This is a genomic window from Streptomyces lavendulae subsp. lavendulae (genome assembly GCF_002803845.1).
Lineage (GTDB): Bacteria > Actinomycetota > Actinomycetes > Streptomycetales > Streptomycetaceae > Streptomyces > Streptomyces lavendulae.
Genome location: NZ_CP024985.1, coordinates 3,712,961 through 3,737,595 on the forward strand (window position 1 = coordinate 3,712,961; position 24,635 = coordinate 3,737,595).

The 24,635-nt window shown below is 71.3% G+C and carries 25 protein-coding genes and 4 tRNA genes; 8 read left to right on the top strand and 21 right to left on the bottom strand.

All coding sequences use genetic code 11. The features are described 5' to 3' along the window. Window positions 1-30 precede the first annotated feature (30 nt). The 5 genes from rplA to SLAV_RS15905 all read right to left on the bottom strand — a co-directional run bounded on the left by rplA (window position 31) and on the right by SLAV_RS15905 (window position 2,913). Window positions 31-759 (bottom strand): 50S ribosomal protein L1, encoded by a 729-nt coding sequence (gene rplA / locus SLAV_RS15885; protein ID WP_030230585.1) that lies wholly within the window; start codon window positions 757-759, stop codon window positions 31-33. A gap of 86 nt (window positions 760-845) precedes the next feature. Further along, a complete protein-coding gene (gene rplK, locus SLAV_RS15890) occupies window positions 846-1,280 on the bottom strand; it encodes a 50S ribosomal protein L11 (protein ID WP_030230579.1) in 435 nt (144 codons plus the stop codon). A 170-nt stretch (window positions 1,281-1,450) separates the two neighbouring features. After that, the gene (nusG, locus tag SLAV_RS15895; RefSeq protein ID WP_030230576.1) at window positions 1,451-2,371 is read right to left on the bottom strand and encodes a transcription termination/antitermination protein NusG; all 921 of its coding nucleotides are present in this window, start codon (window positions 2,369-2,371) and stop codon (window positions 1,451-1,453) included. A gap of 83 nt (window positions 2,372-2,454) precedes the next feature. Further along, window positions 2,455-2,736 carry a preprotein translocase subunit SecE gene (secE, locus tag SLAV_RS15900; RefSeq protein ID WP_030230573.1) on the bottom strand — a complete coding sequence of 94 codons (282 nt, stop codon included), beginning with the start codon at window positions 2,734-2,736 and terminating at the stop codon, window positions 2,455-2,457. Window positions 2,737-2,840: 104 nt separating this feature from the next. Further along, window positions 2,841-2,913: transfer RNA gene (locus tag SLAV_RS15905), tRNA-Trp, on the bottom strand. Between the two features lie 192 nt (window positions 2,914-3,105). On the opposite strand from SLAV_RS15905, the gene SLAV_RS15910 reads away from it, so the two are divergent. Then, on the top strand, window positions 3,106-4,332 hold the full coding sequence (locus tag SLAV_RS15910; protein WP_030230570.1) for a pyridoxal phosphate-dependent aminotransferase: 1,227 nt from the start codon (window positions 3,106-3,108) through the stop codon (window positions 4,330-4,332). A 167-nt stretch (window positions 4,333-4,499) separates the two neighbouring features. Continuing rightward, a complete protein-coding gene (locus tag SLAV_RS15915; protein ID WP_030230568.1) occupies window positions 4,500-5,519 on the top strand; it encodes an adenosine deaminase in 1,020 nt (339 codons plus the stop codon). On the opposite strand, the gene SLAV_RS15920 is transcribed toward SLAV_RS15915, so the two are convergent. The 10 genes from SLAV_RS15920 to SLAV_RS15970 form a co-directional block, all read right to left on the bottom strand. Continuing rightward, entirely contained in the window at window positions 5,509-5,925 is a 417-nt protein-coding gene (locus SLAV_RS15920) for a hypothetical protein (protein ID WP_030230565.1), read from the bottom strand. The genes SLAV_RS15915 and SLAV_RS15920 overlap by 11 nt on opposite strands. A gap of 1 nt (window position 5,926) precedes the next feature. Then, window positions 5,927-6,982 carry a UDP-N-acetylmuramate dehydrogenase gene (locus tag SLAV_RS15925; protein WP_030230561.1) on the bottom strand — a complete coding sequence of 352 codons (1,056 nt, stop codon included), beginning with the start codon at window positions 6,980-6,982 and terminating at the stop codon, window positions 5,927-5,929. A gap of 45 nt (window positions 6,983-7,027) precedes the next feature. Beyond that, complete coding sequence (locus SLAV_RS15930; protein WP_030230556.1) at window positions 7,028-7,426, bottom strand: DUF3291 domain-containing protein; 399 nt, start codon at window positions 7,424-7,426, stop codon at window positions 7,028-7,030. A 30-nt stretch (window positions 7,427-7,456) separates the two neighbouring features. Next, a complete protein-coding gene (locus SLAV_RS15935) occupies window positions 7,457-8,902 on the bottom strand; it encodes a DHA2 family efflux MFS transporter permease subunit (protein WP_244225241.1) in 1,446 nt (481 codons plus the stop codon). 183 nt (window positions 8,903-9,085) lie between these two features. Then, complete coding sequence (locus tag SLAV_RS15940; protein ID WP_078950796.1) at window positions 9,086-9,721, bottom strand: TetR/AcrR family transcriptional regulator; 636 nt, start codon at window positions 9,719-9,721, stop codon at window positions 9,086-9,088. Between the two features lie 1,364 nt (window positions 9,722-11,085). After that, complete coding sequence (locus SLAV_RS15950; protein ID WP_030241244.1) at window positions 11,086-11,514, bottom strand: MaoC family dehydratase; 429 nt, start codon at window positions 11,512-11,514, stop codon at window positions 11,086-11,088. A 1-nt stretch (window position 11,515) separates the two neighbouring features. Next, window positions 11,516-11,968: a MaoC family dehydratase N-terminal domain-containing protein gene (locus SLAV_RS15955; protein ID WP_030241242.1), complete on the bottom strand. Its 453-nt coding sequence runs from the start codon at window positions 11,966-11,968 to the stop codon at window positions 11,516-11,518. A gap of 158 nt (window positions 11,969-12,126) precedes the next feature. Continuing rightward, window positions 12,127-12,291: a 50S ribosomal protein L33 gene (rpmG, locus tag SLAV_RS15960; RefSeq protein ID WP_007265873.1), complete on the bottom strand. Its 165-nt coding sequence runs from the start codon at window positions 12,289-12,291 to the stop codon at window positions 12,127-12,129. Between the two features lie 88 nt (window positions 12,292-12,379). Further along, window positions 12,380-12,452, bottom strand: a tRNA-Met gene (locus SLAV_RS15965). 48 nt (window positions 12,453-12,500) lie between these two features. Next, window positions 12,501-12,573 (bottom strand) — tRNA-Thr (locus SLAV_RS15970). Between the two features lie 308 nt (window positions 12,574-12,881). Here SLAV_RS15970 and SLAV_RS15975 point away from each other — a divergent pair. Next, entirely contained in the window at window positions 12,882-14,183 is a 1,302-nt protein-coding gene (locus SLAV_RS15975; RefSeq protein WP_030241241.1) for an amidohydrolase family protein, read from the top strand. Between the two features lie 54 nt (window positions 14,184-14,237). Next, complete coding sequence (locus SLAV_RS15980) at window positions 14,238-14,894, top strand: SDR family oxidoreductase (protein WP_030241238.1); 657 nt, start codon at window positions 14,238-14,240, stop codon at window positions 14,892-14,894. Window positions 14,895-14,925: 31 nt separating this feature from the next. Here the strand turns inward: SLAV_RS15980 and SLAV_RS15985 are convergent, their stop codons facing one another. Beyond that, window positions 14,926-15,366, bottom strand: a complete 441-nt coding sequence (locus SLAV_RS15985; protein ID WP_030241235.1) for a DUF3574 domain-containing protein — start codon at window positions 15,364-15,366, stop codon at window positions 14,926-14,928. 105 nt (window positions 15,367-15,471) lie between these two features. On the opposite strand from SLAV_RS15985, the gene SLAV_RS15990 reads away from it, so the two are divergent. Then, window positions 15,472-15,984: a hypothetical protein gene (locus tag SLAV_RS15990; protein ID WP_030241233.1), complete on the top strand. Its 513-nt coding sequence runs from the start codon at window positions 15,472-15,474 to the stop codon at window positions 15,982-15,984. An 86-nt stretch (window positions 15,985-16,070) separates the two neighbouring features. Here SLAV_RS15990 and SLAV_RS15995 read toward each other — a convergent pair. After that, window positions 16,071-16,152 (bottom strand) — tRNA-Tyr (locus SLAV_RS15995). Window positions 16,153-16,351: 199 nt separating this feature from the next. Between SLAV_RS15995 and SLAV_RS16000 the strand changes: the two genes are divergently transcribed. From SLAV_RS16000 to SLAV_RS16010, 3 genes are all read left to right on the top strand, one after another. Then, window positions 16,352-16,840, top strand: coding sequence for a YajQ family cyclic di-GMP-binding protein (locus SLAV_RS16000; RefSeq protein WP_030241231.1), 489 nt, complete (start codon window positions 16,352-16,354; stop codon window positions 16,838-16,840). Between the two features lie 238 nt (window positions 16,841-17,078). After that, window positions 17,079-18,506: a SulP family inorganic anion transporter gene (locus SLAV_RS16005; protein WP_030241228.1), complete on the top strand. Its 1,428-nt coding sequence runs from the start codon at window positions 17,079-17,081 to the stop codon at window positions 18,504-18,506. A gap of 18 nt (window positions 18,507-18,524) precedes the next feature. Next, window positions 18,525-19,760 carry an APC family permease gene (locus SLAV_RS16010; protein WP_030241227.1) on the top strand — a complete coding sequence of 412 codons (1,236 nt, stop codon included), beginning with the start codon at window positions 18,525-18,527 and terminating at the stop codon, window positions 19,758-19,760. Between the two features lie 311 nt (window positions 19,761-20,071). Here SLAV_RS16010 and SLAV_RS16015 read toward each other — a convergent pair whose 3' ends face one another. The 4 genes from SLAV_RS16015 to SLAV_RS16030 all read right to left on the bottom strand — a co-directional run bounded on the left by SLAV_RS16015 (window position 20,072) and on the right by SLAV_RS16030 (window position 24,626). Continuing rightward, window positions 20,072-20,464 (bottom strand): YccF domain-containing protein, encoded by a 393-nt coding sequence (locus SLAV_RS16015; RefSeq protein WP_030241224.1) that lies wholly within the window; start codon window positions 20,462-20,464, stop codon window positions 20,072-20,074. Beyond that, window positions 20,461-21,324: a zinc metalloprotease HtpX gene (htpX, locus tag SLAV_RS16020; protein ID WP_030241221.1), complete on the bottom strand. Its 864-nt coding sequence runs from the start codon at window positions 21,322-21,324 to the stop codon at window positions 20,461-20,463. The genes SLAV_RS16015 and htpX overlap by 4 nt, the downstream gene beginning before the upstream one ends. A gap of 192 nt (window positions 21,325-21,516) precedes the next feature. Further along, window positions 21,517-23,052: an NADH-quinone oxidoreductase subunit N gene (locus SLAV_RS16025; RefSeq protein ID WP_030241220.1), complete on the bottom strand. Its 1,536-nt coding sequence runs from the start codon at window positions 23,050-23,052 to the stop codon at window positions 21,517-21,519. Further along, the gene (locus SLAV_RS16030) at window positions 23,049-24,626 is read right to left on the bottom strand and encodes a complex I subunit 4 family protein (protein WP_078950739.1); all 1,578 of its coding nucleotides are present in this window, start codon (window positions 24,624-24,626) and stop codon (window positions 23,049-23,051) included. Before SLAV_RS16030 ends, SLAV_RS16025 begins: the two co-directional genes overlap by 4 nt. Window positions 24,627-24,635: the final 9 nt, after the last annotated feature.

Genomic DNA, 24,635 nt, shown 5'->3' on the forward strand with positions numbered 1-24,635 from the left:
ACTCGGTGGTCCGATCAGGCAGGTGCCGGATCAGACAGCGGCCGGGTCTTCCTCGACGAGGAGGTTCCGGGTGCGGTTGGAGTCCAGCTGGATGCCGGGGCCCATCGTGGTGCTGAGGGCGGCCTTCTTGATGTAGCGGCCCTTGGCGGCGGACGGCTTCAGACGGATGATCTCGTCCAGGGCCGCAGCGTAGTTCTCGACCAGCTTCTCATCGGAGAAGGAAACCTTGCCGATGATGAAGTGCAGGTTCGAGTGCTTGTCGACGCGGAACTCGATCTTGCCACCCTTGATCTCGGTGACAGCCTTGGCGACGTCCATCGTGACGGTGCCGGTCTTCGGGTTCGGCATGAGGCCACGGGGACCGAGCACGCGGCCGAGGCGGCCGACCTTGCCCATGAGGTCCGGGGTGGCCACAACGGCGTCGAACTCGTTGAGGCGGTTGCCCTTCGCGATCTCGTTGATCAGCTCGTCGTCGCCGACAATGTCGGCGCCGGCGGCTTCCGCGGCCGCAGCACGGTCACCGGTCGCGAAGACCAGGACCCGGGCGGTCTTGCCGGTGCCGTGCGGGAGGTTCACGGTGCCACGGACCATCTGGTCGGCCTTACGCGGGTCGACACCCAGACGGAAGGCGACCTCGACGGTGCTGTCGAACTTGGTCGCGGAGGTCTCCTTGGCGAGACGGACGGCCTCGAGCGGGGCGTAGAGCTTCTCCCGGTCGACCTTGGCGTCCGCAGCGCGGAGAGTCTTGCTGCGCTTCACTTCTGCTCCTGTGTTGTGACTTCAGGCGTGGAGTCGTGGTGCGGACCAGCGCTTGGTCCTACCACTGTCGTGCTGGGGTGGCTGAATCAGCCTTCGACCGTGATGCCCATCGAACGCGCGGTGCCGGCGATGATCTTCTCGGCGGCGTCGATGTCGTTGGCGTTCAGGTCAGGCATCTTGATCGTGGCGATCTCGCGGACCTGGTCACGCGTCAGCTTGGCGACCTTGGTCTTGTGCGGCTCGCCAGAGCCCTTCTCCACGCCCGCGCTCTTCAGGATGAGGCGCGCGGCCGGCGGAGTCTTGGTGATGAAGGTGAAGGAACGGTCCTCGTAGACCGTGATCTCCACCGGCACGACCATGCCACGCTGCGACTCGGTCGCGGCGTTGTAGGCCTTGCAGAACTCCATGATGTTGACGCCGTGCTGACCGAGCGCGGGGCCGACCGGCGGAGCCGGGTTGGCCGCACCGGCCTTGATCTGGAGCTTGATAAGCCCCGTGATCTTCTTCTTCTTGGGAGGCATTGCTCTCTCCGGGTCCTAGTGAGAGTTTTCAGCCGCCAACCGGTCATCCGGATGGAGGCATACCGCACCACGATAGCGGGTATAGGCGCGGGGCTAAAAACCGAGCAGGTCAGACCGCCCTTCTCGGGCTGGTCTGACCTGTTTCGGAAGCGTCGCTCAGAAGATCTGGATCAGTTCTTCTGGATCTGGTCGAAGCTCAGCTCGACCGGGGTCTCGCGGCCGAAGATCTCGACGAGGCCCTTGACCTTCTTCGAGTCCGGGTTGATCTCGTTGATCGTCGCCTGCAGCGTGGCGAACGGGCCGTCGGTGACGGTGACCGAGTCGCCGACCTCGAAGTCGAGGACCTCGATGGTGCGCTTGACGGCGGGGGCCGGCAGACCGGCCTCCTCGGCCGCCTGCTTGGCGGCCTTCTCCTGCGCCTCGGGGGCGAGCATCTTGACGATCTCGTCGAGGGTCAGCGGGTACGGGTCGTAGGCGTTGCCGACGAAGCCGGTGACACCCGGGGTGTTGCGGACGACGCCCCAGGACTCGTTCGTCAGATCCATGCGGACGAGAACGTAACCGGGCAGCTTGTTCTGCCGGACGTTCTTGCGCTCGCCGTTCTTGATCTGGACGATCTCTTCCTCGGGCACCTCGGCCTGGTAGATGAACTCCTCGACGTTCAGCGAGACGGCACGCTGCTCCAGGTTCGCCTTCACGCGCTTCTCGTAGCCCGCGTAGGTGTGGATGACGTACCACTCGCCGGGGAGCAGGCGCAGCTCGTCGCGGAGGGCCTGGATGGGGTCGACCGGCTCGGCGGGCTCGACCTCGGCGGCCTCTTCGGCCTCCTCGTCGGCCTCGGCCTGGGCGTCGCCCTCGTCCTCGTCGGCGTCCTCGACGTCGTCGGCCTCATCGGCCTCGGCGTCGTCTTCGGCCTCGGCGTCGACCTCGTCCTCGACGTGCAGCGCGGCTTCCTCGGCGGCGATGCCGGCCTCGGCGTCGGCGAGCTCGGCCTCGTCCGGGTCCACAGCGTCTGCCGCCTCGACGATGTCGAGCTCGTCCTCGACGGACTCGACGGAGTCGTGGCTCACGTTCAGGTTCGGGTCAGACACGGTGGCTGCTTCTTCCTGGATACAAAAGGTGGTGGAACATGCGAAAACGGGCGGCACCCATCAGGCGCCGCCCTCCGCGGGGATCAGCCGAAGACGAACTTGATGGCTTCCTGGAACCCATAGTCAATCACGGTCACCAGACCGATCATGATGACGACGAAGACAATCACCACAGTGGTGTACGTCGAGAGCTGGTTACGGGTGGGCCATACGACCTTGCGGAGTTCCGCGACGATCTGGCGGTAGAAAAGCGCGAGACGGCCGAGAGGGCCCTTCTTGCCGCGCTTGCCGCCCTTGCGGGCCTTCTTCTCGCGGGTGTCGTCCTCGGCGTCAGGCATGTCGATGGAGCCCAGGGCGTCCGTCACGTCTCTCACCTGAATCCGGGTCGTGGCCGTAGCCGCGCCCGGTTGCGCCGCACGGCGTTGCATCGAAGTACGTACCTGCGCACACGTCCGAGAGGAGTGTGAAGCAGGGCCGGAGGGACTCGAACCCCCAACCGCTGGTTTTGGAGACCAGTGCTCTACCAATTGAGCTACGACCCTTTGCGCTCCCCAACCTACCGCATCCGAGCGAGTGCACGGAGTGTTCACGCTCTGGGGCGGCTGTTGAGGACCAACGACAGGTGAGTGTACGTGGTCCGGGCCCTGACGTCGAACAGAAGACATCCGGACCTGCTCCGTCCGGTGTTTGAAACGGTGTGCGGCGGCTCGGAGGCGTCTGGGACGATTGGCCGCATGACCTCTGCAACGCCTTCCTCCGAGCGCCGGGTGTCCGCCCGTATCGGCGCCATTTCCGAGTCCGCCACCCTCGCCGTCGACGCCAAGGCCAAGGCCCTCAAGGCCGCCGGGCGCCCGGTGATCGGCTTCGGTGCGGGCGAGCCCGACTTCCCGACCCCGGACTACATCGTCGAGGCCGCGGTCGAGGCCTGCCGCAACCCGAAGTACCACCGCTACACGCCGGCCGGCGGTCTGCCCGAGCTGAAGGCCGCGATCGCCGCCAAGACGCTGCGCGACTCGGGCTACGAGGTGGACGCCTCCCAGGTCCTGGTGACCAACGGCGGCAAGCAGGCCATCTACGAGGCCTTCGCGGCCATCCTCGACCCGGGCGACGAGGTCATCGTCCCGGCCCCGTACTGGACCACCTACCCGGAGTCGATCCGCCTCGCCGGCGGCGTCCCGGTCGAGGTCGTCGCCGACGAGACCACCGGCTACCGGGTCTCGGTCGAGCAGCTGGAGGCCGCGCGCACCGAGCGCACCAAGGTCGTCCTGTTCGTCTCCCCGTCCAACCCCACGGGCTCGGTGTACTCCGAGGCCGACGCGAAGGCGATCGGCGAGTGGGCGGCCGAGCACGGCCTGTGGGTGCTGACGGACGAGATCTACGAGCACCTGGTCTACGGCGACGCGAAGTTCACCTCGCTGCCGGTCCTGGTCCCGGCGCTGCGCGACAAGTGCATCATCGTCAACGGCGTCGCCAAGACGTACGCGATGACGGGCTGGCGCGTGGGCTGGGTCATCGCCCCGCAGGACGTCATCAAGGCCGCGACCAACCTGCAGTCGCACGCCACCTCCAACGTCTCCAACGTGGCCCAGGTCGCCGCGCTGGCCGCCGTCTCGGGCAACCTGGACGCGGTCGCGGAGATGCGCAAGGCCTTCGATCGCCGCCGCCAGACCATGGTGAAGATGCTGAACGAGATCGACGGCGTCTTCTGCCCGACCCCCGAGGGCGCGTTCTACGCGTACCCGTCGGTCAAGGAGCTCATCGGCAAGGAGATCCGCGGCAAGCGCCCGCAGAGCTCCGTCGAGCTCGCCGCGCTGATCCTGGATGAGGTCGAGGTCGCGGTCGTCCCGGGCGAGGCCTTCGGCACCCCCGGCTACCTGCGCCTGTCCTACGCCCTGGGCGACGAGGACCTGGTCGAGGGCGTCTCCCGCATCCAGAAGCTCCTGGCGGAGGCCAAGGCCTAGGCCTCCGGCGGTTCCGCGAGTACGGAGCGGCGTCACCCCGGGGGTGACGCCGCTCCGGCGTTTCGAGGCCCGGGGTCCGGGGTCCGGGGTGTCAGATTCGTGTTCGGGCAATGTCCCGTTCAGGTAATCCGCTGCCAATCGGGTGAGCGATGCGGCAGGATCACCAGATGGAGCACGTACGCGATCTCACGCTTCTGCCGAAGGCCCACCTGCACCTGCACTTCACCGGCTCGATGCGCCCGTCGACCCTGCTGGAGCTGGCCGACAAGTACGGCGTCCGGCTGCCGGACGCCCTGACCGCCGGGGAGCCGCCCAAGCTCCGGGCCACGGACGAGCGCGGCTGGTTCCGTTTCCAGCGCCTCTACGACGCCGCCCGCTCCTGCCTGCGCGAGCCCGACGACATCCGCCGCCTGGTCCGCGAGGCCGCGGAGGAGGACGTCCGGGACGGCAGCGGCTGGCTGGAGATCCAGGTGGATCCCACCTCCTACGCCCCGCTGCTCGGCGGCATGATCCCGGCCGTGGAGATCATCCTCGACGCCGTCGACGCGGCCTCCCGCGAGACGGGCCTGGGCATGCGGGTCCTCATCGCCGCCAACCGCATGAAGCACCCCCTGGACGCCCGCACCCTCGCCCGCCTCGCCGTCCGCTACGCCGACCGCGGCATCGTCGGCTTCGGGCTCTCCAACGACGAACGCCGCGGCATGGCCCGGGACTTCGACCGCGCCTTCGCCATCGCCCGTGAGGGCGGTCTGCTCGCGGCCCCGCACGGCGGCGAGCTCACCGGGCCCGCCTCCGTCCGCGACTGCCTCGACGACCTGCACGCGGCCCGCATCGGGCACGGCGTACGGGCGGCCGAGGACCCCCGGCTGCTCAAGCGGCTCGCCGACCGGCAGATCACCTGCGAGGTCTGTCCGGCCTCCAACGTGGCGCTCGGCGTCTACGAGCGGCCCGAGGACGTGCCGCTGCGCACCCTCTTCGAAGCCGGGGTGCCCATGGCGCTGGGCGCGGACGACCCGCTGCTGTTCGGCTCCCGGCTCGCGGCCCAGTACGAGATCGCCCGCCGCCACCACGCCTTCACGGACGCGGAGCTCGCCGAGCTGGCGCGGCAGTCGGTGCGCGGTTCGGCCGCGCCCGACGAGGTGAAGGCCAAGCTGCTCGACGGGATCGACCACTGGCTCAACGGGTGAGCCGCAGGTCCCCCTCGTAGCAGTCGGCCCGCACCCGGTGGCCGTCCGTGAACACTATTTCCAGGTGGGTGCGGCCCTGCTCGGGCACCGCGAACTCGGCGACCGACGCGACGGTCTGGCCGAGGTGGCGCAGGAAGGGGTGGTCGCCGAGGTCCTCGCCGACCTCGATGCGGCCCCACTCCCCCATGTCGTAGGGCTCGTGGGGGACGGCGGACTCCACGATGAGGCACCGGTCCGAGCCGGTGGTGATCCGCGTGGACTCGCCGTCGCTGTCGATCAGCCAGACGTCGAGCGGCGCCTCGGAGCGCTCGCCCTCGCAGATGTGCCAGGAGGCGACGACCCGGCTGATCTCGCGGCCCACCAGGCGGGTGGGGTCCGTACCGGCCCCGTGCAGGGGGCAGTGCATGTCAGATCTGGACGCCGACCGTCACCGGCTCGTTGACGAGGGTGACGCCGAACGCCGCGTGGACTCCGGCGACGACCTCGCGGGCCAGGGTGAGGAGGTCTTCGGTGGTGGCCGCGCCCCGGTTGGTGAGGGCGAGGGTGTGCTTGGTGGAGATGCGGGCGGGGCCGGTGCCGTAGCCCTTGGTGAACCCGGCCTTGTCGATCAGCCAGGCCGCGCTGGTCTTCGTACGGCCCTCGCCGGCCGGGTAGGCGGGCGGGGCGGTGTCGGGGCCGAGGCGGTCCTGGACGCGGGCGAGGAAGGCGGCGTAGGCCTCGTCGGTCAGGATCGGGTTGTGGAAGAAGGAGCCGGCGGACCAGGTGTCGTGGTCGGCGGGGTCGAGGACCATGCCCTTGCCGGCGCGCAGGCGCAGGACGGTCTCGCGGGCGAGGGCGGCCGGGACCCGGTCTCCGGCCCCGACGCCGAGGGCGCGGGCGGTCTCGGGGTACTTGATCGGCGCGGACAGGCCGCCCGCGTCCTCCAGGGCGAAGCGGACGCGCAGGACGACGTAGCGGTCGGGCTGGTCCTTGAAGGTGCTGTTGCGGTAGCGGAACGCGCACTCGGCGGCGGAGAGGGTGACCGTCGCGTCGGTGGCGCGGTCGTAGGCGACGACCTCGGTGATGGTGTCGCAGACTTCCTGGCCGTACGCCCCGACGTTCTGGATCGGGGTGGCTCCGGCCGAGCCGGGGATTCCGGCGAGGCATTCGATGCCCGCGAGGCCGGCTTCCACGGTGCGGGCGACGGCGTCGCTCCAGTTCTCGCCGGCGGCGAGTTCCAGGGTGGTGCCGTCGAGGGTGAAGCCCGTGGTCGCGATGCGCAGGGCGGTTCCGGCGAAGCCCCGGTCGCCGATGACCAGGTTGCTGCCGCCTCCGATGATCAGGAGGGGGGTGCCGCTCGCGTCGGCGGCGCGTACGGCGTCGACGACCTCGGCGTCGGTGGTCGCGGTGACCAGCCTGGCCGCCGGGCCGCCGAGGCGGAAGGTGGTCAGCGGGGCGAGGGGGGCGTCGTGGAGTTCCTGCACGTGGACAAGAGTACGGTCCGTCCCCCTCGCATCCCGGCGGGGCACTCAGTAGGCCTGCTTCCGCTCCGCCAGACGGCGCTCGGCCTCGGCCCAGCCGAGGGGCAGCTCCGAGGCGGGCACGGTCCAGTAGGTGAAGGCGGACTCCTTCATGAAGGCGGCGGCGGCGCGCGAGCTGGAGCGGTGGGGCTCGCTGCGGGCGAAGCGGTGGAGGGCGTCCCGGTCCTCCCAGGCGGAGAGGGTCAGGAAGGTGCGGCGGGTCACCCGGGCGCGGAGGGCGACGCCGTGGGCGCCGGGGGCCTTGCGGATCTGGCGGATGATGCCGGGGGCCTTGAGGAAGAACCTGAGCGCCCCGGTGAGGGTCTCGGTCTCGAAGCGGGAGGCCATGACGTAGACCTCGGCGCCGGGGGCGGGCTCGTGGGGCGTGGACCAGGGGATGTCGGGCATGACGGCTGCTCCTTCGGTTCGCGTCCGGGGTCAGCGGGTGGTGGGGATCTTGGCGGGGGTCTCGGTGGGGGTGGGCGGGGCCGCCGGGGTGGGCGGGGTGGTGGTGCGGCGGGGCAGGAGCAGGGCGAGGGCTGCGGCCAGGGCGACCGCGGCGGCGCCGATCCACAGGGCGGGGACGGTCCCGTCGGTGAAGGCCTGCGGGGTCTCGTAGCCGCCCCGGGCGGAGAACACCGAGGCCAGGACGGCCACGCCGAGGGCTCCGCCGACCTCCCGGAGGGCGTTGTTGGTACCGGAGGCCTTGCCCTGGTCGGCGGGGGCGACGGTGGACATCAGCACGTTGTTCGCCGGGGCGAAGTACAGGGACATGCCGATTCCGCTGAGGATCAGGGCGGGGAGCTGGGTGACGTAGGAGACGTCCGGGGCGAGGACCACCGCGAACCAGCCGAGGCCCAGCGCCTGGAGGGCCAGCCCGGCGACGACGACGGGGCGGCCGCCGATCCGGTCGGACAGGATGCCCGCGATCGGGGCGACGATCATCGCCATGCCGGTCCAGGGCAGCATGCGCAGGCCGGCCTCGGTGGGCGAGTATCCGGCGACGCCCTGGAGGAACTGGCTGAGCAGGAAGATCGACCCGAACATGCCGAGGTACATCAGCAGGCTGGCGAGGTTGATCCCGAAGAAGCCCCGGCTACGGAAGAGCCGCATGGGGAGCATGGGGTTCGCGCTGTTGAAGCCGTGGTGGACGAAGCCCCCGATGAGGGCGCTGCCCGCGATCAGGCCGGTGAGGACGGGGGCGCTGGTCCAGCCGTGGGCGTTGGCGTTGACCAGTCCGTAGACGACCCCGAAGAGCCCGCCGCTGATGAGGAGGGTGCCGGGGATGTCGAGGCGGGAGTTCGGGGCGGTGGACTCGGCGAGGCGCAGGCGGGCGAGCGGGATCAGGGCCAGGCCGATCGGCACGTTGAGCCAGAAGATCCACTGCCAGGAGATGTGCTCGGTGAGGCTGCCCCCGATCAGCGGACCACTGGCGACGGCCAGACCGCTGACGGCTCCGTAGATGCCGAGTGCCATACCGCGTCGGGTGGCCGGGACGGCGGTGGTGAGCAGGGTGAGGGACAGCGGCATCATGACGGCGGCCCCGACGCCCTGGACGGCGCGGGCGGCGATCAGCTGGCCTATCCCGGGCGAGAGGGCGGCCGCGGCGGAGGCGGTGGTGAACACGGCGAGCCCGGCGATGAAGAGCCGGCGGCGCCCGAAGCGGTCCCCCAGGGCGGAGCCGAACATGAGCAGGACGGCGAAGGTGAGGGTGTAGGCGTTCACCGTCCACTCCAGGTCCTCCAGCTTGCCGCCGAGGTCGGCGCGGATGGCGGGGAGGGCGGTGGTGACGACGAGGTTGTCGAGCGCGGCCATGAAACTGGCGGCCCCCGTGAGCACGAGGGCCCACACCGCGGGCCTGCTGAGCCGGTCTTGCTGGTTCACGGTTCCCCCTGAAGGTTGTTAGTTATTGCTGACTAACTTTGAAGGCCAGAAGGCGGGGCGGGGCTTGGGGTGGTGCGGGTGGGCTTGGGGTGGTGCGGGTGCGGGTGGTGCGGGTGCACCTGCGGGCGTGGGGGTGCGGCGGGTGGTGCAGGTGGTGGGGGTAGTGCAGGTGGTGCAGGTGGACTACTGCGGCGCCGAGGTGATCCCGTCCACCGGCTTCACCTCGGCCTCGCCGTCGCCCTGGTTGCCCTGGCTGCCGCGGCCGCCCTGACTGCCCCCCGAGGGGTCGAGCCCCTCCCAGATGCGGTGCCCGGGCGGGAAACCCATGGCGGTGAGGGTGTTGATGAGCATTCCGTAGGCCATGAAGGTGGTGGTCTCCTTGACGTCACCACCGAGCGGCACCGTCACGGTGTCCCACAGCTCCTGCCAGCCCGCCCGCACGAGCTCCCCGAGCTCGTGATCGCCGGCGGCCTCGGCGGCGGAGACGGTCACGTACATCTGGAGCTGCATCTGGAGCACGTGCGGGTCTTCGGCGATCAGCCGCATGTACGCGTCCGCCATGGCGTCTCGGGCCTCTTCGCCCTCCAGGCCTTCGCCCGCCCGGGCGAAAACGGCCCGGGTGGTCTCCAGGCAGCGCGCGGACGCCGCGAGGAACATGGCCTGCTTGTTCGGGAAGAGCCGGAAGAGGTAGGGCTGCGAGACTCCGACCTGCTTGGCGATCGCCTCGGTGGAGGTCCCGTAGTACCCCCCACGAGCAAACTCCCGAGCCGCCGCCCGGATGACGCTCTCACGCCGCTCTTCTGCGCTCATCCTTGCCATGCTTCAAAGTTAGTGCTCACTCACTAACTTAGTCAAGGGGTGGGCTGGGGGAGCGGGCGGGCGGTGTCGGGAGACGGCGGGACTTGACCCGGTCCGTGTCAGGGAGGGTTTGGGGGTTTCCCGTCAGTCTCATCGTCCTTCCGCGTCGGGCCGGGCAGTCAAGGGCGCTCCCTTCGGTCGCGTCGCTTCGCGATGGCCTTCGGCCACCCTTGACAGCCCGTCCCGCCACGGAATGCCAAAGACTGCCGGGAAACCCCCAAAAGAACGGTCACGGGGGAAGAGGAGGAGGGGCGGGCGTCCCAGAGATGTGCGAGCCGTCTCCGCCCAGTCCTCCAAATCCGGACCGATACTTCATCGGCCCCAGGCCCGGGGCGCCCCAGACCGCCCGACACGGCGATCAGAGCGTTCAACGGGCCGGACAGGCGCATCGGATCGCTACGCGCTTCGCACGGCATAGCGTCCGGCGGCCGTCTGAGGTCGGACATGAGCCGCCCACGGCCGGGAGTCCCAGTCCCCCACGCAGGTGCGGGTTGTTTGTCCCTTTTGGGGGTGCTGGATGAGTCCCGAAGGGGTGGGGGTGGCGCCTGTCGGGCTCTGAGGACGACTTTGTCGTCCTCAGAGCCCGACAAGGCCAGAAAGAGGCTCGGGGAAGGCTGGGGAGGGCTGGGAAGGACCTGCGGAGGGCCGGGAAGGACTTCCGGAGGGCCAGGGAGGACTTCTGGGGGGCCAGGGAGGGCTTTCGGAGGGCCGGGAAGAACTTGCGGAGGGCCGGGAAGAGTCTCCGGGGAGGGGAAAGGCCTGCTTGAGCCCTTGGGCGCTCACCCAAGGCCCTCAGGCACCCCTCAGGCACCCCTCGGGCGGGCCAATCGTCCGGCCATGCCGTCAGTCGCCCGACGAGCGAGCCGATTGCTCGTCTTTGGCAGCTTATGTCCAGCCCCAGGCGGGCGGCAGACGCCATGCCGAGTGAAGCGCGTAGCGATCTGACGCGCAGGAGCCGGGAGGGAGCGGTTGGTCGATCTGGTCGCCGTTTGGGGTGGTCTGGCGGCCCCCGGCCCGGAATCTGATGGAAGTGGGGCCGCATCTCGGGTCCACCCAGGCGTGACGGCATGGGCATCCCTGAGACACCCGCACATCCACTCTTCCTCCCGGCCGTTTCCCTGGGGGCTTCCCGACAGTCTTTGGCATTCCGGGACGGGTCGGCCTGTCAAGGGTGGCCGAAGGCCATCGCGAAGCGACGCGACGAAGGAGCGCCCTTGACAGGCCGGCACGGCACGGAAGGACAGTGGACTGGCGGGACGCCCCCAGCCCTTCCCTGATCCCGGCCAAGGGTGCACCGCCCACCCCCGACCCCGACCAGTCCGCCCTCAGCCCAGCTGGACCACCGCGCGGGACATGCCGAGGACCTTCTGGCCGGCGCTCATCGCCGTCAGGTCGACCCGTACACGCTTGTCGTCCAGCTTGGCGGCGACCTTCGCCGTGACCTCGATCAGGGCGCCCTGGTCGTCGTTCGGGACGACCACCGGCTTGGTGAAGCGCACCCCGTACTCGACGACCGCGCCCGGGTCGCCCGTCCAGTCGGTCACCACACGGATCGCCTCGGCCATGGTGAACATGCCGTGCGCGATCACGTCCGGCAGTCCGACCTCCTTGGCGAACTTCTCGTTCCAGTGGATCGGGTTGAAGTCACCCGACGCCCCGGCGTAGCGGACCAGCGTGGCGCGCGTCACGGGGAAGGACGCCGCCGGCAGCTCGGTGCCGACCTCGACGTCTGCGTACTGGATCTGCGCGGTCATCTCAGGCCTCCTCGGGGGCGCGGGACACGAGCTTGGTCCAGGCGGTCACCACGTGCTCGCCGGACTCGTCGTGGACTTCGCCGCGGATGTCGATGATGTCGTTGCCCGCGAGGGACTTCACGGCCTCGATCGTGGAGGTCACGGTGAGACGGTCACCGGCCCGCACGGGGCGGACGTACGCGAACTTCTGGTCGCCGTGGACGACGCGGCTGTAGTCCAGCCCGAGCTGCGGGTCCTCGACGACCTGGCCCGCGGCCGCGAAAGTGATGGCGAACACAAAGGTCGGCGGGGCGATCACGTCCTGGTGACCGAACGCCTTGGCGGCTTCGGGATCGGTGTAGACGGGATTCTCGTCACCCACCGCTACCGCGAATTCGCGGATCTTCTCCCGGCCGACCTCGTACGGCTCGGTGGGCGGGTACGTCCGCCCCACGAAGGTCTGGTCGAGGGCCATGGCTCACTACCTCCTGTTGAAGGGACACGAAAGGCTGCGGACGACCGATCGAAGATCACCGATCGACGATCAAGAAACCGGAGCAGAAACGACACAAGGCCGCCCCCATTGAAGGGGACGACCTCATGACGGTGCCTATATTGGAGACTTCGCCAGGATCAGCGGGTCTCGCGGTGCGCGGTGTGCGAGTTGCAACGCGGGCAGTGCTTCTTCATCTCCATGCGGTCCGGGTTGTTACGCCGGTTCTTCTTGGTGATGTAGTTCCGCTCCTTGCACTCCACGCAGGCCAGCGTGATCTTCGGGCGGACGTCGGTGGCAGCCACGTGAGTGCTCCTTGACGGACTATGGGACGGATGAACGCATAAAAGAGTAGCCGATCGGGAGACCGACCCCGCAATCGGCTACTGGGTGTAGCGGCGACCGGACTTGAACCGGTGACACAGCGATTATGAGCCGCTTGCTCTACCGACTGAGCTACGCCGCTTTGATGAGATCCGCTCCCCACCCGAGGGTGGGGAACCTCTCTCACCAGAGCCCCAATGCGGAATCGAACCGCAGACCTTCTCCTTACCATGGAGACGCTCTACCGACTGAGCTATTGGGGCGAGCGAGGAAGACATTACACGGTTGCGCGCCGATCGCCCAAATCCTTTGGGGGGACTGGGCTCGGAAGGCAGGACCAGGGCTTTCCCCACCGACCCGCCACCCCCTCCCGACCCACTTTCACCCCCAAATGTGCCCGGGGTCACATCCCGGGACCGTCCCTCGGCCCGTGGGCACCACACCGGTACGACTATTGAGCTCCTCCGCGAACCCGGGACCCCCGCGCCCTAGGCTCGGAGCACGCTGCGTGATCTTGGGCCGCGGGCTGCGGCCACGGCACAGGAACCGCCCGAGCCCCCGCAGGAGCGCGATGTCCGACAGCCAGCCGCAGCAGCCGTCCCACTCCCCGCGGAACCCCGCCGAAGGCCCTTCCCGCAACCCGGCCCGTGACCCCCTCGGCGGCCCCGCCCCCGAGGCGACCGGTCTCCTCCTCGCCGGGGCGCGGCTCACCGACGGCCGCACCGTCGACGTACGGCTCGGCGGGGGCCGGATCCAGGCCGTCGGGACCGCGGGCAGCCTCCCCGCGCCGGCCATGGCCCGGGTCGACCTGAGCGGGTACCTGCTCCTGCCCTCCCCCGCCGAGCCGCACGCCCACGGGGACACCGCCCTCACGGCCGACGCCGAGGGCCCCGTCTCGTACACCCCCGACGAGGTGCAGCGCCGGGCCACCGAGGCGGCGCTGCTCCAGCTCGGCCACGGCGCCACCGCCGTCCGCTCCCACGTGCGCATCGGGGACGTGCACGGCCTGGGCCCCATGGAGGCCGCGCTCCAGGCCCGCCGCTCGCTGCGCGGCCTGACCGACCTGACCACGGTGGCGGTCCCCCGGCTGCTGACCGGGGTGGCCGGCGCCGAGGGGCTCGCCATGCTGCGCGACGCCGTCAAGATGGGCGCCTCGGTGATCGGGGGCTGCCCCGACCTGGACCCGGACCCCACGGGCTTCCTCGAAGCCGTCCTGGAACTGGCCGGTGAGCACGGCTGCCCCGTCGACCTGCACACCGACGGTGACGATCCCGGCCGTCTCGCCCGCCTCGCGGCGATGGCCGGGGGGCTGCGCCCCGGCGTGACCATCGGCCCCTGCGGCGGGCTGTCGAGGCTGCCGCTGGACGCGGCCGCGCGGGCCGCCGACCAGCTCGCCGCGGCCGGGGTGCGGGTGACCTGCCTGCCCCAGGGGGACTGCGCCGCCCTGGAGCGCCGCGGGCTGCGCACCGCCCCCGTGCGCCTGCTGCGCGCGGCCGGGGTCCGGGTCGCCGCCGGCAGCGGGGCGCTGCGGGACGCCGGGAACCCGGTGGGCCGGGGCGATCCGCTCGAAGCGGCGTACCTGCTCGCCTCCCAGGGCGGGCTGCGCCCCGCGGAGGCCTACGAGGCGGTGAGCGCGGCCGCGCGCGAGGCCATGGGCCTGCCGGAGGTGCGGGTGGAGGCGGGGTTCCCGGCGGAGCTGCTCGCCGTGCGCGGGGAACGGATCGCGGGGGTGCTGTCCCTCGCGTACAGCAGGATCGTGATCCACCGGGGGCGGGTGGTAGCCCGGACGAGTGCCGTACGGGAGTACTGCGATTCGGCGGTGGCGGTGGCTCTGGACCTGCCCAGGCAGGGCCGTACGGAGGCCGGGCCCTGAGCGTCCGCGGGCCGTTCGCGGGCGTGGGCGCCCGGTACGTCGTACGGTCGGGACATGCGCATCGTCATCGCGGGTGGACACGGTCAGATCGCGCTGCGGCTGGAGCCCCTGCTCGCCGCGCGCGGGTACGAGGTCGCGGGCATCATCCGCGACCCGGAGCAGGGCGGCGATCTGCGGGCGGCCGGTGCCGAACCGGTGCTGTGCGACCTGGAGTCGGCTTCGGTCGAGCACGTGGCGGGGATCCTGCAGGGCGCGGACGTGGCGGTGTTCGCGGCCGGGGCCGGTCCGGGCAGCGGCGCGGAGCGCAAGGACACCGTGGACCGGGCGGCGGCGGTGCTGTTCGCCGACGCGGCCGAACGGGCACGCGTGCGGCGCTTCCTGATGGTGTCCTCGATGGGCGCCGACGCCCGTCACGACGGGGGCGAGGTCTTCGACTTCTACCTGCGGGCCAAGGGCGAGGCCGACGACCACCTCCGTACCCGGCTGGGGCTGGAGTGGACGATCCTGCGGCCGGGTGCGCTGACGGACGACGCCGGTACGGGTCTGGTCCGGCTGGAGGCGCGCACCGGCCCGGGCTCGGTGCCGCGCGAGGACGTGGCGGCGATGCTGGCGGAGCTGGTCGACACCCCGGCGACGGCCGGTCTGACGCTGGAGCTGGTGTCGGGTTCGACGCCGGTGTCGGTGGCGGTGAAGGACGTGGCGGGCAACTGAGGGCGGGGGCGCGGTCCGCTGCGAGTGCCCGTCAGAACCCGGCTTCCACCTTGTCGTCGGAGCGGTCGACGGACGACGGCCCGATGCGTTCGCGGTAGGTCCGGCGGATCCGTTCGACGCGGGTGCCGCGCTCGTCGGCCTCCTTCTCGGGGTAGAGCAGGACGACTTCGTACGAGGTCTCGCGGACGGTCGCGCCGTCCGGTCCGCGCCGCCGGCCCTGCCCGTACCGGAGGGTCAGGCCTTCGGGGAAGGCGGGGGTGACCTCCCGGTCCAGGAAGCGCGTGAACTCGTCCCGGGTGACGGGCTCCCGGCCGCCGGGGCGTTCGGTGCCGAAGGAGAGCCGGGTTTCCCGGTAGGGCTCCCCCGCGTGCCCGTGGAGCGTCGTTCCGAGCAGGGCCGGGATGCCGGCGCCGAGCAGGGCGGCCAGTACGCCGCCGCCGACTTTCCCCCGTGTGTCCGATGTCCATGTCACGCCCCGTGAACGACCGTCCGTCCACATCGGTGCGCCCGGGTGGCCCGATAGGGTCACCCGGGAATCGGCCGCAGGGGGTGGTCGTGCGAGGTGGCGGGGCGGGGCATGGGCGAGGGCGACTGGCGGATCGGCGCGGCGGAGGGTGGCCGGCTCGCCGCGAGGTGGTGGAAGTGGGCCCTGTCCGCGCCGGCCGACGAGAGTCCCGTGGCCGATACGACGGGGGCGTACGCGGGGTGGCGCCAGCCGTCGGACCTGTGGTTCCTGGCGGGCACCTTCGGCGGCCGGGTGGTGCGCCGGTGCAGCGTCCCGGCGGGGCGGCGGCTGTTCTTCCCGGTCCTGAACACCCAGCGCCCGGTGGTGCCGTTCGTGACCGGGCCGTGGCGTCTGGAGGCGACCCGGGCCTCCGCGGCGCTGAACAGCACTCCCCTGCCCGTGCGGGAGTTCTCCTCGAAGCCCTTCCTGAGCCTGGGCATACCCCGGGTGGCGTGGGGTCTGTGGTGCGCTCTGGCGCCGCTTCCGGCGGGTCAGTTCGTCCTGGAGATCCGGGCGGCCGACACCCAGGGCTTCTGGGTCGACACCACCTACCACCTGACGGTGACGGACCCGTCGGCGGCGTAGGCCGGGGCGGGCGGGCGGGGCGCGCGGGTATGCGAAGAAACCCCCGCCCTCTGCGTTTCCGCAGATGAACGGGGGTTCCACTCGCGTGGCGGCGCCAGGGTTCGAACCTGGGTAGGCTGAGCCGGCAGATTTACAGTCTGCTCCCTTTGGCCACTCGGGCACACCGCCAAGACCGCTGCCATCTTTCCGCCTTTCGGCGGCGCTCCTTGGCAACGACGTAAACAATACCCGATGCTCGGGGGTGGTTCGCCACCGGATTGATCAGCGCCGCGCGCGGGTGCGGTGGCTAGGCTTTGCCGAGCGGTACGGGGATGTCCGGCCGCGCCCTCCGGGGCACATCACAGCCGACTTCAAGGAGCCACAGCACATGGCCGACTCCAGTTTCGACATCGTCTCGAAGGTCGAGCGGCAGGAGGTCGACAACGCCCTCAACCAGTCCGCGAAGGAGCTCTCGCAGCGCTACGACTTCAAGGGCACGGGCGCGTCGATCGCCTGGTCCGGCGAGAAGATCCTGATGGAGGCGAACTCCGAGGAGCGCGTCAAGGCGGTCCTCGACGTGTTCGAGACCAAGCTGGTCAAGCGCGGCATCTCGCTGAAGGCGCTGGACGCCGGCGAGCCGCAGCTGTCCGGCAAGGAGTACAAGATCTTCGCGACGATCGAGGAGGGCATCTCCCAGGAGAACGCCAAGAAGGTCGCGAAGATCATCCGGGACGAGGGCCCCAAGGGCGTCAAGGCCCAGGTCCAGGGTGACGAGCTGCGCGTCAGCTCCAAGAGCCGCGACGACCTCCAGGCCGTCCAGGCCCTGCTGAAGGGCAAGGACCTGGACTTCGCGATCCAGTTCGTGAACTACCGCTGACCGGCGTCCGTGACGCGCCGCTGAGCGGAACCCGCGGGGCACAGCGGGGGCAGATCGCCGAGGCCTTCCTCGGCGGCCGCCCGCGCTGTGCCCTTCGTCGTGTCGGCGCTCGTCAGGGTGTGTGCCCGGCGTGAGCGGCGCACGCTCCTGCGCGGCCCCCTCGTGGTCACTAGGCGCGGGCCGGTGCGCCCGCCACGCTGGGTGAATCATCAACCACTGCGTGACAGGGGGTTCCCGCATGCCTGGGGCCGGCAGTTTCCGTGCGGACTTCGGGGCGTCCGTGGTCGTGGCGCTGGTCGCGCTACCGCTGTGCGTGGGGGTGGCCGTCACCTCCGGGGTCCCGGCCGAGCTGGGGATCGTCACCGGGGTGGTCGGCGGCTTGGTGACCGGCTGGTTCCGGGGCAGCTCGCTGCAGGTCAGCGGCCCCGCGGCCGGGCTGACGGTGCTGGTCTACGAGGCCGTGAGCGCCTACGGCCTGCCCGCGCTCGGGGTGCTGGTGCTGGCCGCCGGGCTGCTCCAGCTCGTCATGGGCGCGCTGCGGCTGGGCCGGTGGTTCCGGGCGATCTCGGTGGCCGTGGTGCACGGGATGCTCGCCGGGATCGGGCTGGTGCTGATCGCGGGGCAGCTCTACGCCCTGGGCGGGGTCGAGGCTCCGGGGCGGACGCTCGCCAAGCTGGGCGCGATGCACGAGCTCGGGGCGCGGGCGGACTGGGCGGCGGTGGCGCTCGGCGCCGGGACCATCGCGGTCCTGGTCCTCTGGCGGCGGGTCCCGCCCCGGCTGCGACTGGTGCCCGGGGCGCTCGTCGGGGTGGCCGCCGCCACCGCGGCGGCCGCGCTGCTGCGCCTGCCCGTGGAGCGGGTGCGGGTGACCGGGGTGCTGGACGCCGTGGCGCCGCCCGACTGGGCCGACTTCGGGATGCTGGCCTCCGCCGGGGCCGTGGGGACGGTGATCGCGCTCGCGCTGATCGCCTCCGCCGAGACCCTGTTCAGCGCCGCGGCCGTCGACCGGATGCACCAGGGGCCGAGGACCGAGTACGACCGGGAGCTGATCGCCCAGGGGGTGGGCAACACCGTCTGCGGGCTGCTCGGGGCGCTGCCGATGACCGCCGTCATCGTGCGCAGCTCGGCCAACGTGGAGGCCGGGGCGCGCACCCGGGCCTCGCGGATCCTGCACGGCGCCTGGCTGCTGCTGTTCGCCGCGGTGTTCCCCGGGGTGCTGGAGGCCGTGCCGCTCGCGGCGCTCGCCGGGGTGCTGCTGCACGCGGGCTGGAAGCTGCTGCCGGCGCGCGCGGTGGCCGCCCTGTGGCGGTCCCACCGGGGGGAGGCGGTGGTGCTGGTGGTGACGGCCGCGGCCATCGTGGCGACCAGCCTGTTCGAGGGGGTGCTGGTCGGGCTGGGGCTCGCCGTGGCGAAGGCGGCCTGGGAGACCTCCCACGTGCACATCGAGGAGGTCTGGGAGGGCGAGGAGCTGTGCGTGCGGGTCGTGGGGAACGCCAGCTTCCTGAAGCTGCCCAAGTTGCTGGACTCCCTGGAGGCGGTGCCGCACGCCGCGTCGGTGCGTCTGGACCTCAGCGGGCTGCGGCACCTCGACCACGCCTGTCTGACGGCCCTGGAGGGGTGGGAGCGCGCGCGGATGCCGCTTCCCGGCCGGGAGGGGGTCATCTAGGGCGGTTACCCTCCGCGCGTGGACAACGAGTTGAGACGCACCCTGGGCGTGTCGGACGCGGTCGTGGTGGGACTCGGTGCGATGGTCGGCGCCGGGATCTTCGCGGCCCTGGCCCCGGCGGCGCGGGCGGCGGGCGGCGCCCTCCTCGCCGCTCTGGCGGTGGCGGCGCTGGTGGCCTACTGCAACGCCCACTCCTCGGCGCGGCTCGCCGCCCGGTACCCCTCCTCCGGCGGGACGTACGTGTACGGGCGCGAGCGGCTCGGCCCTTTCTGGGGGTACCTGGCCGGCTGGGGCTTCGTGGTGGGCAAGACGGCCTCCTGCGCGGCGATGGCGCTGACCGTGGGCGCGTACGTGTGGCCCGGACGGGAGCACGTCGTGGCCGCCCTGGCGGTGGTGGCGGTGACGGCGGCGGGCTGGGGCGGGGTGCAGAAGTCCGCCCGGATCGCCCGGCTGATCGTGGCGGCGGTACTGGCCGTGCTGGCCGCGGTGGTGGTGGCGTGCCTGACGTCGGGGGCGGCGGAGTACGGCCGGCTCGGCGGCGCGGACCCCGGGGCGGTCGGGGTGCTGCAGGGGGCGGGGCTGTTGTTCTTCGCCTTCGCGGGCTACGCGCGGATCACCACCCTGGGCGAGGAGGTGCGCGATCCGGAGCGCACGATCCCGCGCGCGGTACCGATCGCGCTGGGGATCGCCCTGGGCGTGTACGCGGCCGTGACGGTGGCGGTGCTGGCGGTGCTCGGGGCCGACGTGCTGGCGGGGTCGGCGGCCCCGCTGGCGGACGCGGTGCGGGCGGCCGGGTGGCCCGGACTGGCGCCGGTGGTCCGGGCGGGTGCGGCGCTGGCCGCGGTGGGCTCCCTGCTGGCCCTGGTGCTGGGGGTGTCGCGGACCGTGCTGGCGATGGCCCGGGACGGCCATCTGCCGCGGCCGCTGGCGGCCGTTCATCCCCGGCGGCAGGTCCCGCACCGGGCCGAGGCGGCCGTGGGCGCGGTCGTGGCGGTGCTCGCGGCCACGGTCGACCTGCGGGGCGCGATCGGCTTCTCCTCCTTCGGAGTGCTGGCCTACTACGCGATCGCGAACGCCTCCGCATGGACTCTCGGTTCAGCTGTCAAGGGCCGGGCCGTGGCAGCGGTCGGGCTGTCCGGCTGCGTACTGCTCGCCTGCGCGCTGCCCCTCGTCTCGACGGTGACGGGGGCCGCGGTACTGGCGCTGGGCGCGCTCTCCTACGGTGTGCGCCGCCGCTCCGTTTCCGGGAGCTGAAGCGGATTCAGGGGCTCATCTCCACAGCGTCCCCCTGCCCCGCACGGGCCCCCGCGGACGGCGGCGGCGCGGGGGTCGGGGCGAGGCGGGGCCGGGGCCCACGCGTACGGCCCGGCGGGTCCCCATACCGCCGGGGAGGTCGCTCCTGACCTTCCGGGGGCGGCGCGCGCAGGAGCGTAAGCGGCGTTCGGCTTGCTGGAGCAACTGCCCTGTCTCGTTCATGTGTTCATGGTGAGGCACGCCACCGACAGTCCGCCAGGCCTGTGGATAACCCCCGGAGCCAAGGCCGCCGGGGGGTGTGTGGAGCAGGTTCAGCGGGAGGCGAAGGGCGCGTCGGTCGGGACGATTTCGCGGCCCAGCGGGAGCAGGGAGAGGGGGACCATCTTGAAGTTGGCGATGCCGAACGGGATGCCGATGATCGTGATGCAGAGGGCGATGCCGGTGACGATGTGGCCGATGGCGAGCCACCAGCCCGCGAGGACCAGCCACAGGACGTTGCCGATGCAGGAGCCGGCGCCCGAGTCGTGGCGCTCGACCGTGGTGTAGCCGAAGGGCCAGAGGGCGTAGACGGCGATGCGGAAGGCTGCGATGCCGAAGGGGATGCCGATGATGGTGATGCACAGCAGCACCCCGGCGAGGCAGTAGCCGAGGAAGAGCCAGACGCCGCTGAGCACGAGCCAAATGACGTTCAGGATGGTTTTCACTGGCTGCGTCCTGCCATCTGTTCGAGTCGGGCGATGCGCTCGGCCATCGGAGGGTGCGTCGAGAACATCTTGGACAGCCCCTCACCGGGCCGGAAGGGGTTGGCGATCATCATGTGGCTCGCCGTCTCCAGCCGGGGTTCCGGGGGCAGGGGGAGCTGCTTGGTGCCGGCGTCCAGCTTGCGCAGGGCGCTGGCCAGCGCGAGGGGGTCGCCGGTGAGCTGGGCCCCGGAGGCGTCCGCCTCGTACTCGCGCGAGCGGCTGATGGCGAGCTGGATCACGGAGGCGGCCAGCGGGCCGAGGATCATGATCAGCAGCATGCCGATGAGGCCCGGACCCTCGTCGTCGTTGGACCGGCCGATCGGGATCAGCCAGGCGAAGTTCACCAGGAACATGATCACGGAGGCCAGGGCTCCGGCGACCGACGAGATCAGGATGTCCCGGTTGTAGACGTGGCTCAGCTCGTGGCCGATGACCCCGCGCAGCTCACGCTCGTCGAGGATCCGCAGGATGCCCTCGGTGCAGCAGACAGCTGCGTTGCGCGGGTTGCGGCCGGTGGCGAAGGCGTTGGGGGCCTCGGTCGGGGAAATGTAGAGCCGTGGCATGGGCTGGCGCGCGGACGTGGAGAGCTCGCGCACCATCCGGTAGAGCTCGGGGGCCTCGAATTCGCTGACGGGCCGGGCCCGCATCGCGCGTAGAGCCAGCTTGTCGCTGTTCCAGTACGCGTACGCGTTCGTCCCCAGGGCGACGACGACGGCGATGATCAGGCCGCCCCGTCCGAAGAAGCTTCCGATGAGGATGATGAGTGCGGACAGCCCGCCGAGGAGTACGGCGGTCTTCAGCCCGTTGTGCCGGCGGTGCACGGTACGCCCTCCAAGTGGTGCGGCAGGGGAACCCCGTCCTGTATCCGAGGGTCTTCGGTCCAGTGGACCCTCCCTTCCTGGTCAACGCGAGGTGAGGGCGTCTGGTTCCCCGGGCACGACGACGCCGCCGCCCCCGGGGCCGGGGCCCGGGGACGGCGGCGGGCGTTGCTCCGTACGGGTGACCGCGTCGGACTACTGCGGGAAGAGGGTGCCCGAGGCGAACCGCAGGACCAGCTGGGGGGCTCCGGAGAGGACCAGGGCGGTGACGGCGGTGAGGGCGATCGCGGCCTTGACCGGCGGGGGCGTCTTGATGCGTACGGCCCCCTCGGCCGCTCCCTCCTGCGCGGGACGGAAGAGGAGCGCCGTCCAGCGCAGGTAGTAGTACAGGGCGACGACGACGTTGACGGCCATGAGCACGGCGAGCCAGCCCAGGCCCGCGTCGACGGCGGACCGGAAGACGACGACCTTGGCGAAGAGGCCGATGATGCCGGGCGGCAGGCCGGCCAGGCAGAGCAGGAAGAAGGCCATCGAGAGGGCGGCGAGGGGACGCTCGGCGTACAGGCCCCGGTAGTCGCTGATGCGGTTCAGCGGCTTCGTACGGGCGACCAGGGCGGCCACGGAGAAGGCGCCGAGGTTCACGGTCGCGTACATCAGGGCGTAGGCGACGGTGGAGCCGATCTGGTCGCGGTCGGAGTACGCGGCCGCGGCGATCGGGACGAGCAGGTAGCCGGCCTGGCCCACGGAGGACCAGGCGAGGAGCCGGACGGCGCTGCCCGGCCGGTCCGGGGACTGGCGCAGGGCGGCGGCGTTGCCAAGGGTCATGGTGAGCGCGGCGAGGACGGCCAGGGCCGGCCCCCAGACGTCGGAGTACGCCGGGAAGGCGATCACGGTGACGAGGACGAGGCCGGTGAAACCGACGGCCTTGCCGATCACGGAGAGGTAGCCGGCGACGGGCAGCGGGGCGCCCACGTAGGTGTCCGGGACCCAGAAGTGGAAGGGCACGGCGGCGGTCTTGAAGGCGAAGCCGACGAGGGTGAGCGCGACGCCCGCCATGGCGAGGGTGTCGAGCTGCCCGGGGACGTCTTCGAGCCGGTCGGCGACCTGGGACAGGTGCAGGGAGCCGGTGGCGGCGTAGACGAAGCTGACGCCCATCAGGGACACGGCGGTGGCGGTGACCGAGGACAGGAAGAACTTGAGGGCGGCCTCGGAGGAGAGCCGGTCGCCGCGGCGCATGCCGACGAGGGCGAAGGCGGGCAGCGAGGCGACTTCGAGGGCGACGATCAGGGTCGCGAGGTCGCGGGCGGCGGGCAGCAGGGCCGCGCCGGCGGCGGAGGAGAGCAGCAGGAACCAGTACTCGCCGGCCGGGATGCGGCCCTCGCGCACGACGGTCAGCGACAGCAGGGCGGTGACCAGGGCTCCGGCCAGCACCAGGAACTGGATGACGAGGGCGAAGTGGTCGGCGGTGTAGCTGCACGCGGCGGGGTCGCCGGTGAGGCAGAAGGTGGTGCGGTCCCCGGCGCGCAGCGGCAGCAGGGCGGCGGTCGCGACGGCGAGGCCCGCCACCGAGATCCAGCCGAGGACCGGCTTGCGGGCCTCCGTGAGGAAGAGGTCGGCGACCAGGACGAGCAGGGCGACGGCGGCGGGGACGACGACGGGCGCGATCGCGAGCCAGTCGACGGACTGGACCAGGGTGGCGGTGTCGGCGGCGAGGACCGTGGGGGCCGTCATGCGTTGCCTCCTGCGAGGAGCTTCTGGACGGCCGGGTCGGTGAGGCCGAGGAGGGTCGCGGGCCACAGGCCGGCGAGGACGGTGAGGGCGACGAGCGGGGTCCAGGCGGCGAACTCGTAGTGCTGGACGTCCGCGAGGGAGACCTCGGGGCCGGCCTTCGGGTCGCCCATGCAGACGCGCCGTACGACGACCAGCAGGTAGGCGGCGGTCAGCAGGGTGCCGAACGCGCCGACGGCCATGTAGGTGAGGAAGGCCGGGCGGGACAGGCCCTCGGCCGGGTCGAAGGCGCCGAACAGGGCCAGCATCTCGCCCCAGAAGCCGGCCAGGCCGGGGAGCCCGAGGGAGGCGACGGCGGCGAAGGCGAGGAGCGCGCCGAGGCGGGGGGCCCGGCCGTAGAGGGCCGCGCCGGTGACTCCGGCGAGGGTGTCGAGGTCGCTGCTGCCGTAGCGGTCCTTGAGGGCGCCGACCAGGAAGAAGAGGAGGCCGGTGATCAGACCGTGGGCGATGTTCGCGAACAGCGCGCCGTTGACGCCGGTGGGGGTCAGCGTGGCGATGCCGAGGAGGACGAAGCCCATGTGGCCGACGGAGGAGTAGGCGATGAGCCGCTTGAGGTCGCCCTTGTTGCCCTTGCGGGCGAGGGCGAGGCAGGCGAGGGACCCGTAGACGATGCCGACGGCGGCGAAGGCGCCGAGGTACGGGGCGAAGGTGTGCATGCCTTCGGGGGTGATGGGCAGCAGGATGCGGACGAACCCGTACGTGCCCATCTTCAGCATCACGCCGGCGAGCAGCACGGAGCCGACGGTGGGGGCGGCGGTGTGGGCGTCGGGCAGCCAGCTGTGCAGCGGCCACATCGGGGTCTTCACGGCGAGACCGAGACCGATGGCCAGGACGGCCAGGATCTGGGTGGTGTGGGACAGTCCGCGGCCGTTGTCAGAGGCGAGTGCCACCATGTCGAAGGTGCCGCTGTTCAGTCCGATCAGCAGCAGTCCGAGGAGCATGACCACGGAGCCGAGGAGCGTGTAGAGGATGAACCTCCAGGCGGCGGCCTGCCGCTGAGCACCGCCCCAGCGGGCGATGAGGAAGTACATCGGGATGAGGACCATCTCGAAGGCGAGGAAGAAGAGCAGCAGGTCGAGGACGGCGAAGGTGGCGAGGGTGCCGGACTCCAGGACGAGCAGCAGGGAGACGAAGGCCTTCGGGGAGGGTCCCTCGGGGAGCTTGAAGTAGCTGTACACCGCGCAGAGGAAGAACAGCAGCGCGGTCATCAGGAGGAGGGGGAGCGAGATGCCGTCGATGCCGAGGTGGATCCGGATGTCCAGCGCCGGGATCCAGCTGATGTCCGTCGTCGCCTGGAAGCGGGACGGGGCGTCGTGGTCGAAGCCCAGGGCGAGGGCGATCGCCGCGACGAGGACGGCTCCGGTGACGGTGACGCCGTGGCGGAGCACCGCCTGGTCGGGGTTCTTGCCCTTGAGACCGGGCGGGGCGGGCAGCAGGGCGGCGACGGCCCCGAGGAGCGGTACGGCCACGGCGAACGCCAGAAGGAACTGCATCACGGACGGGCTGATATCAATCACGGCTGACTC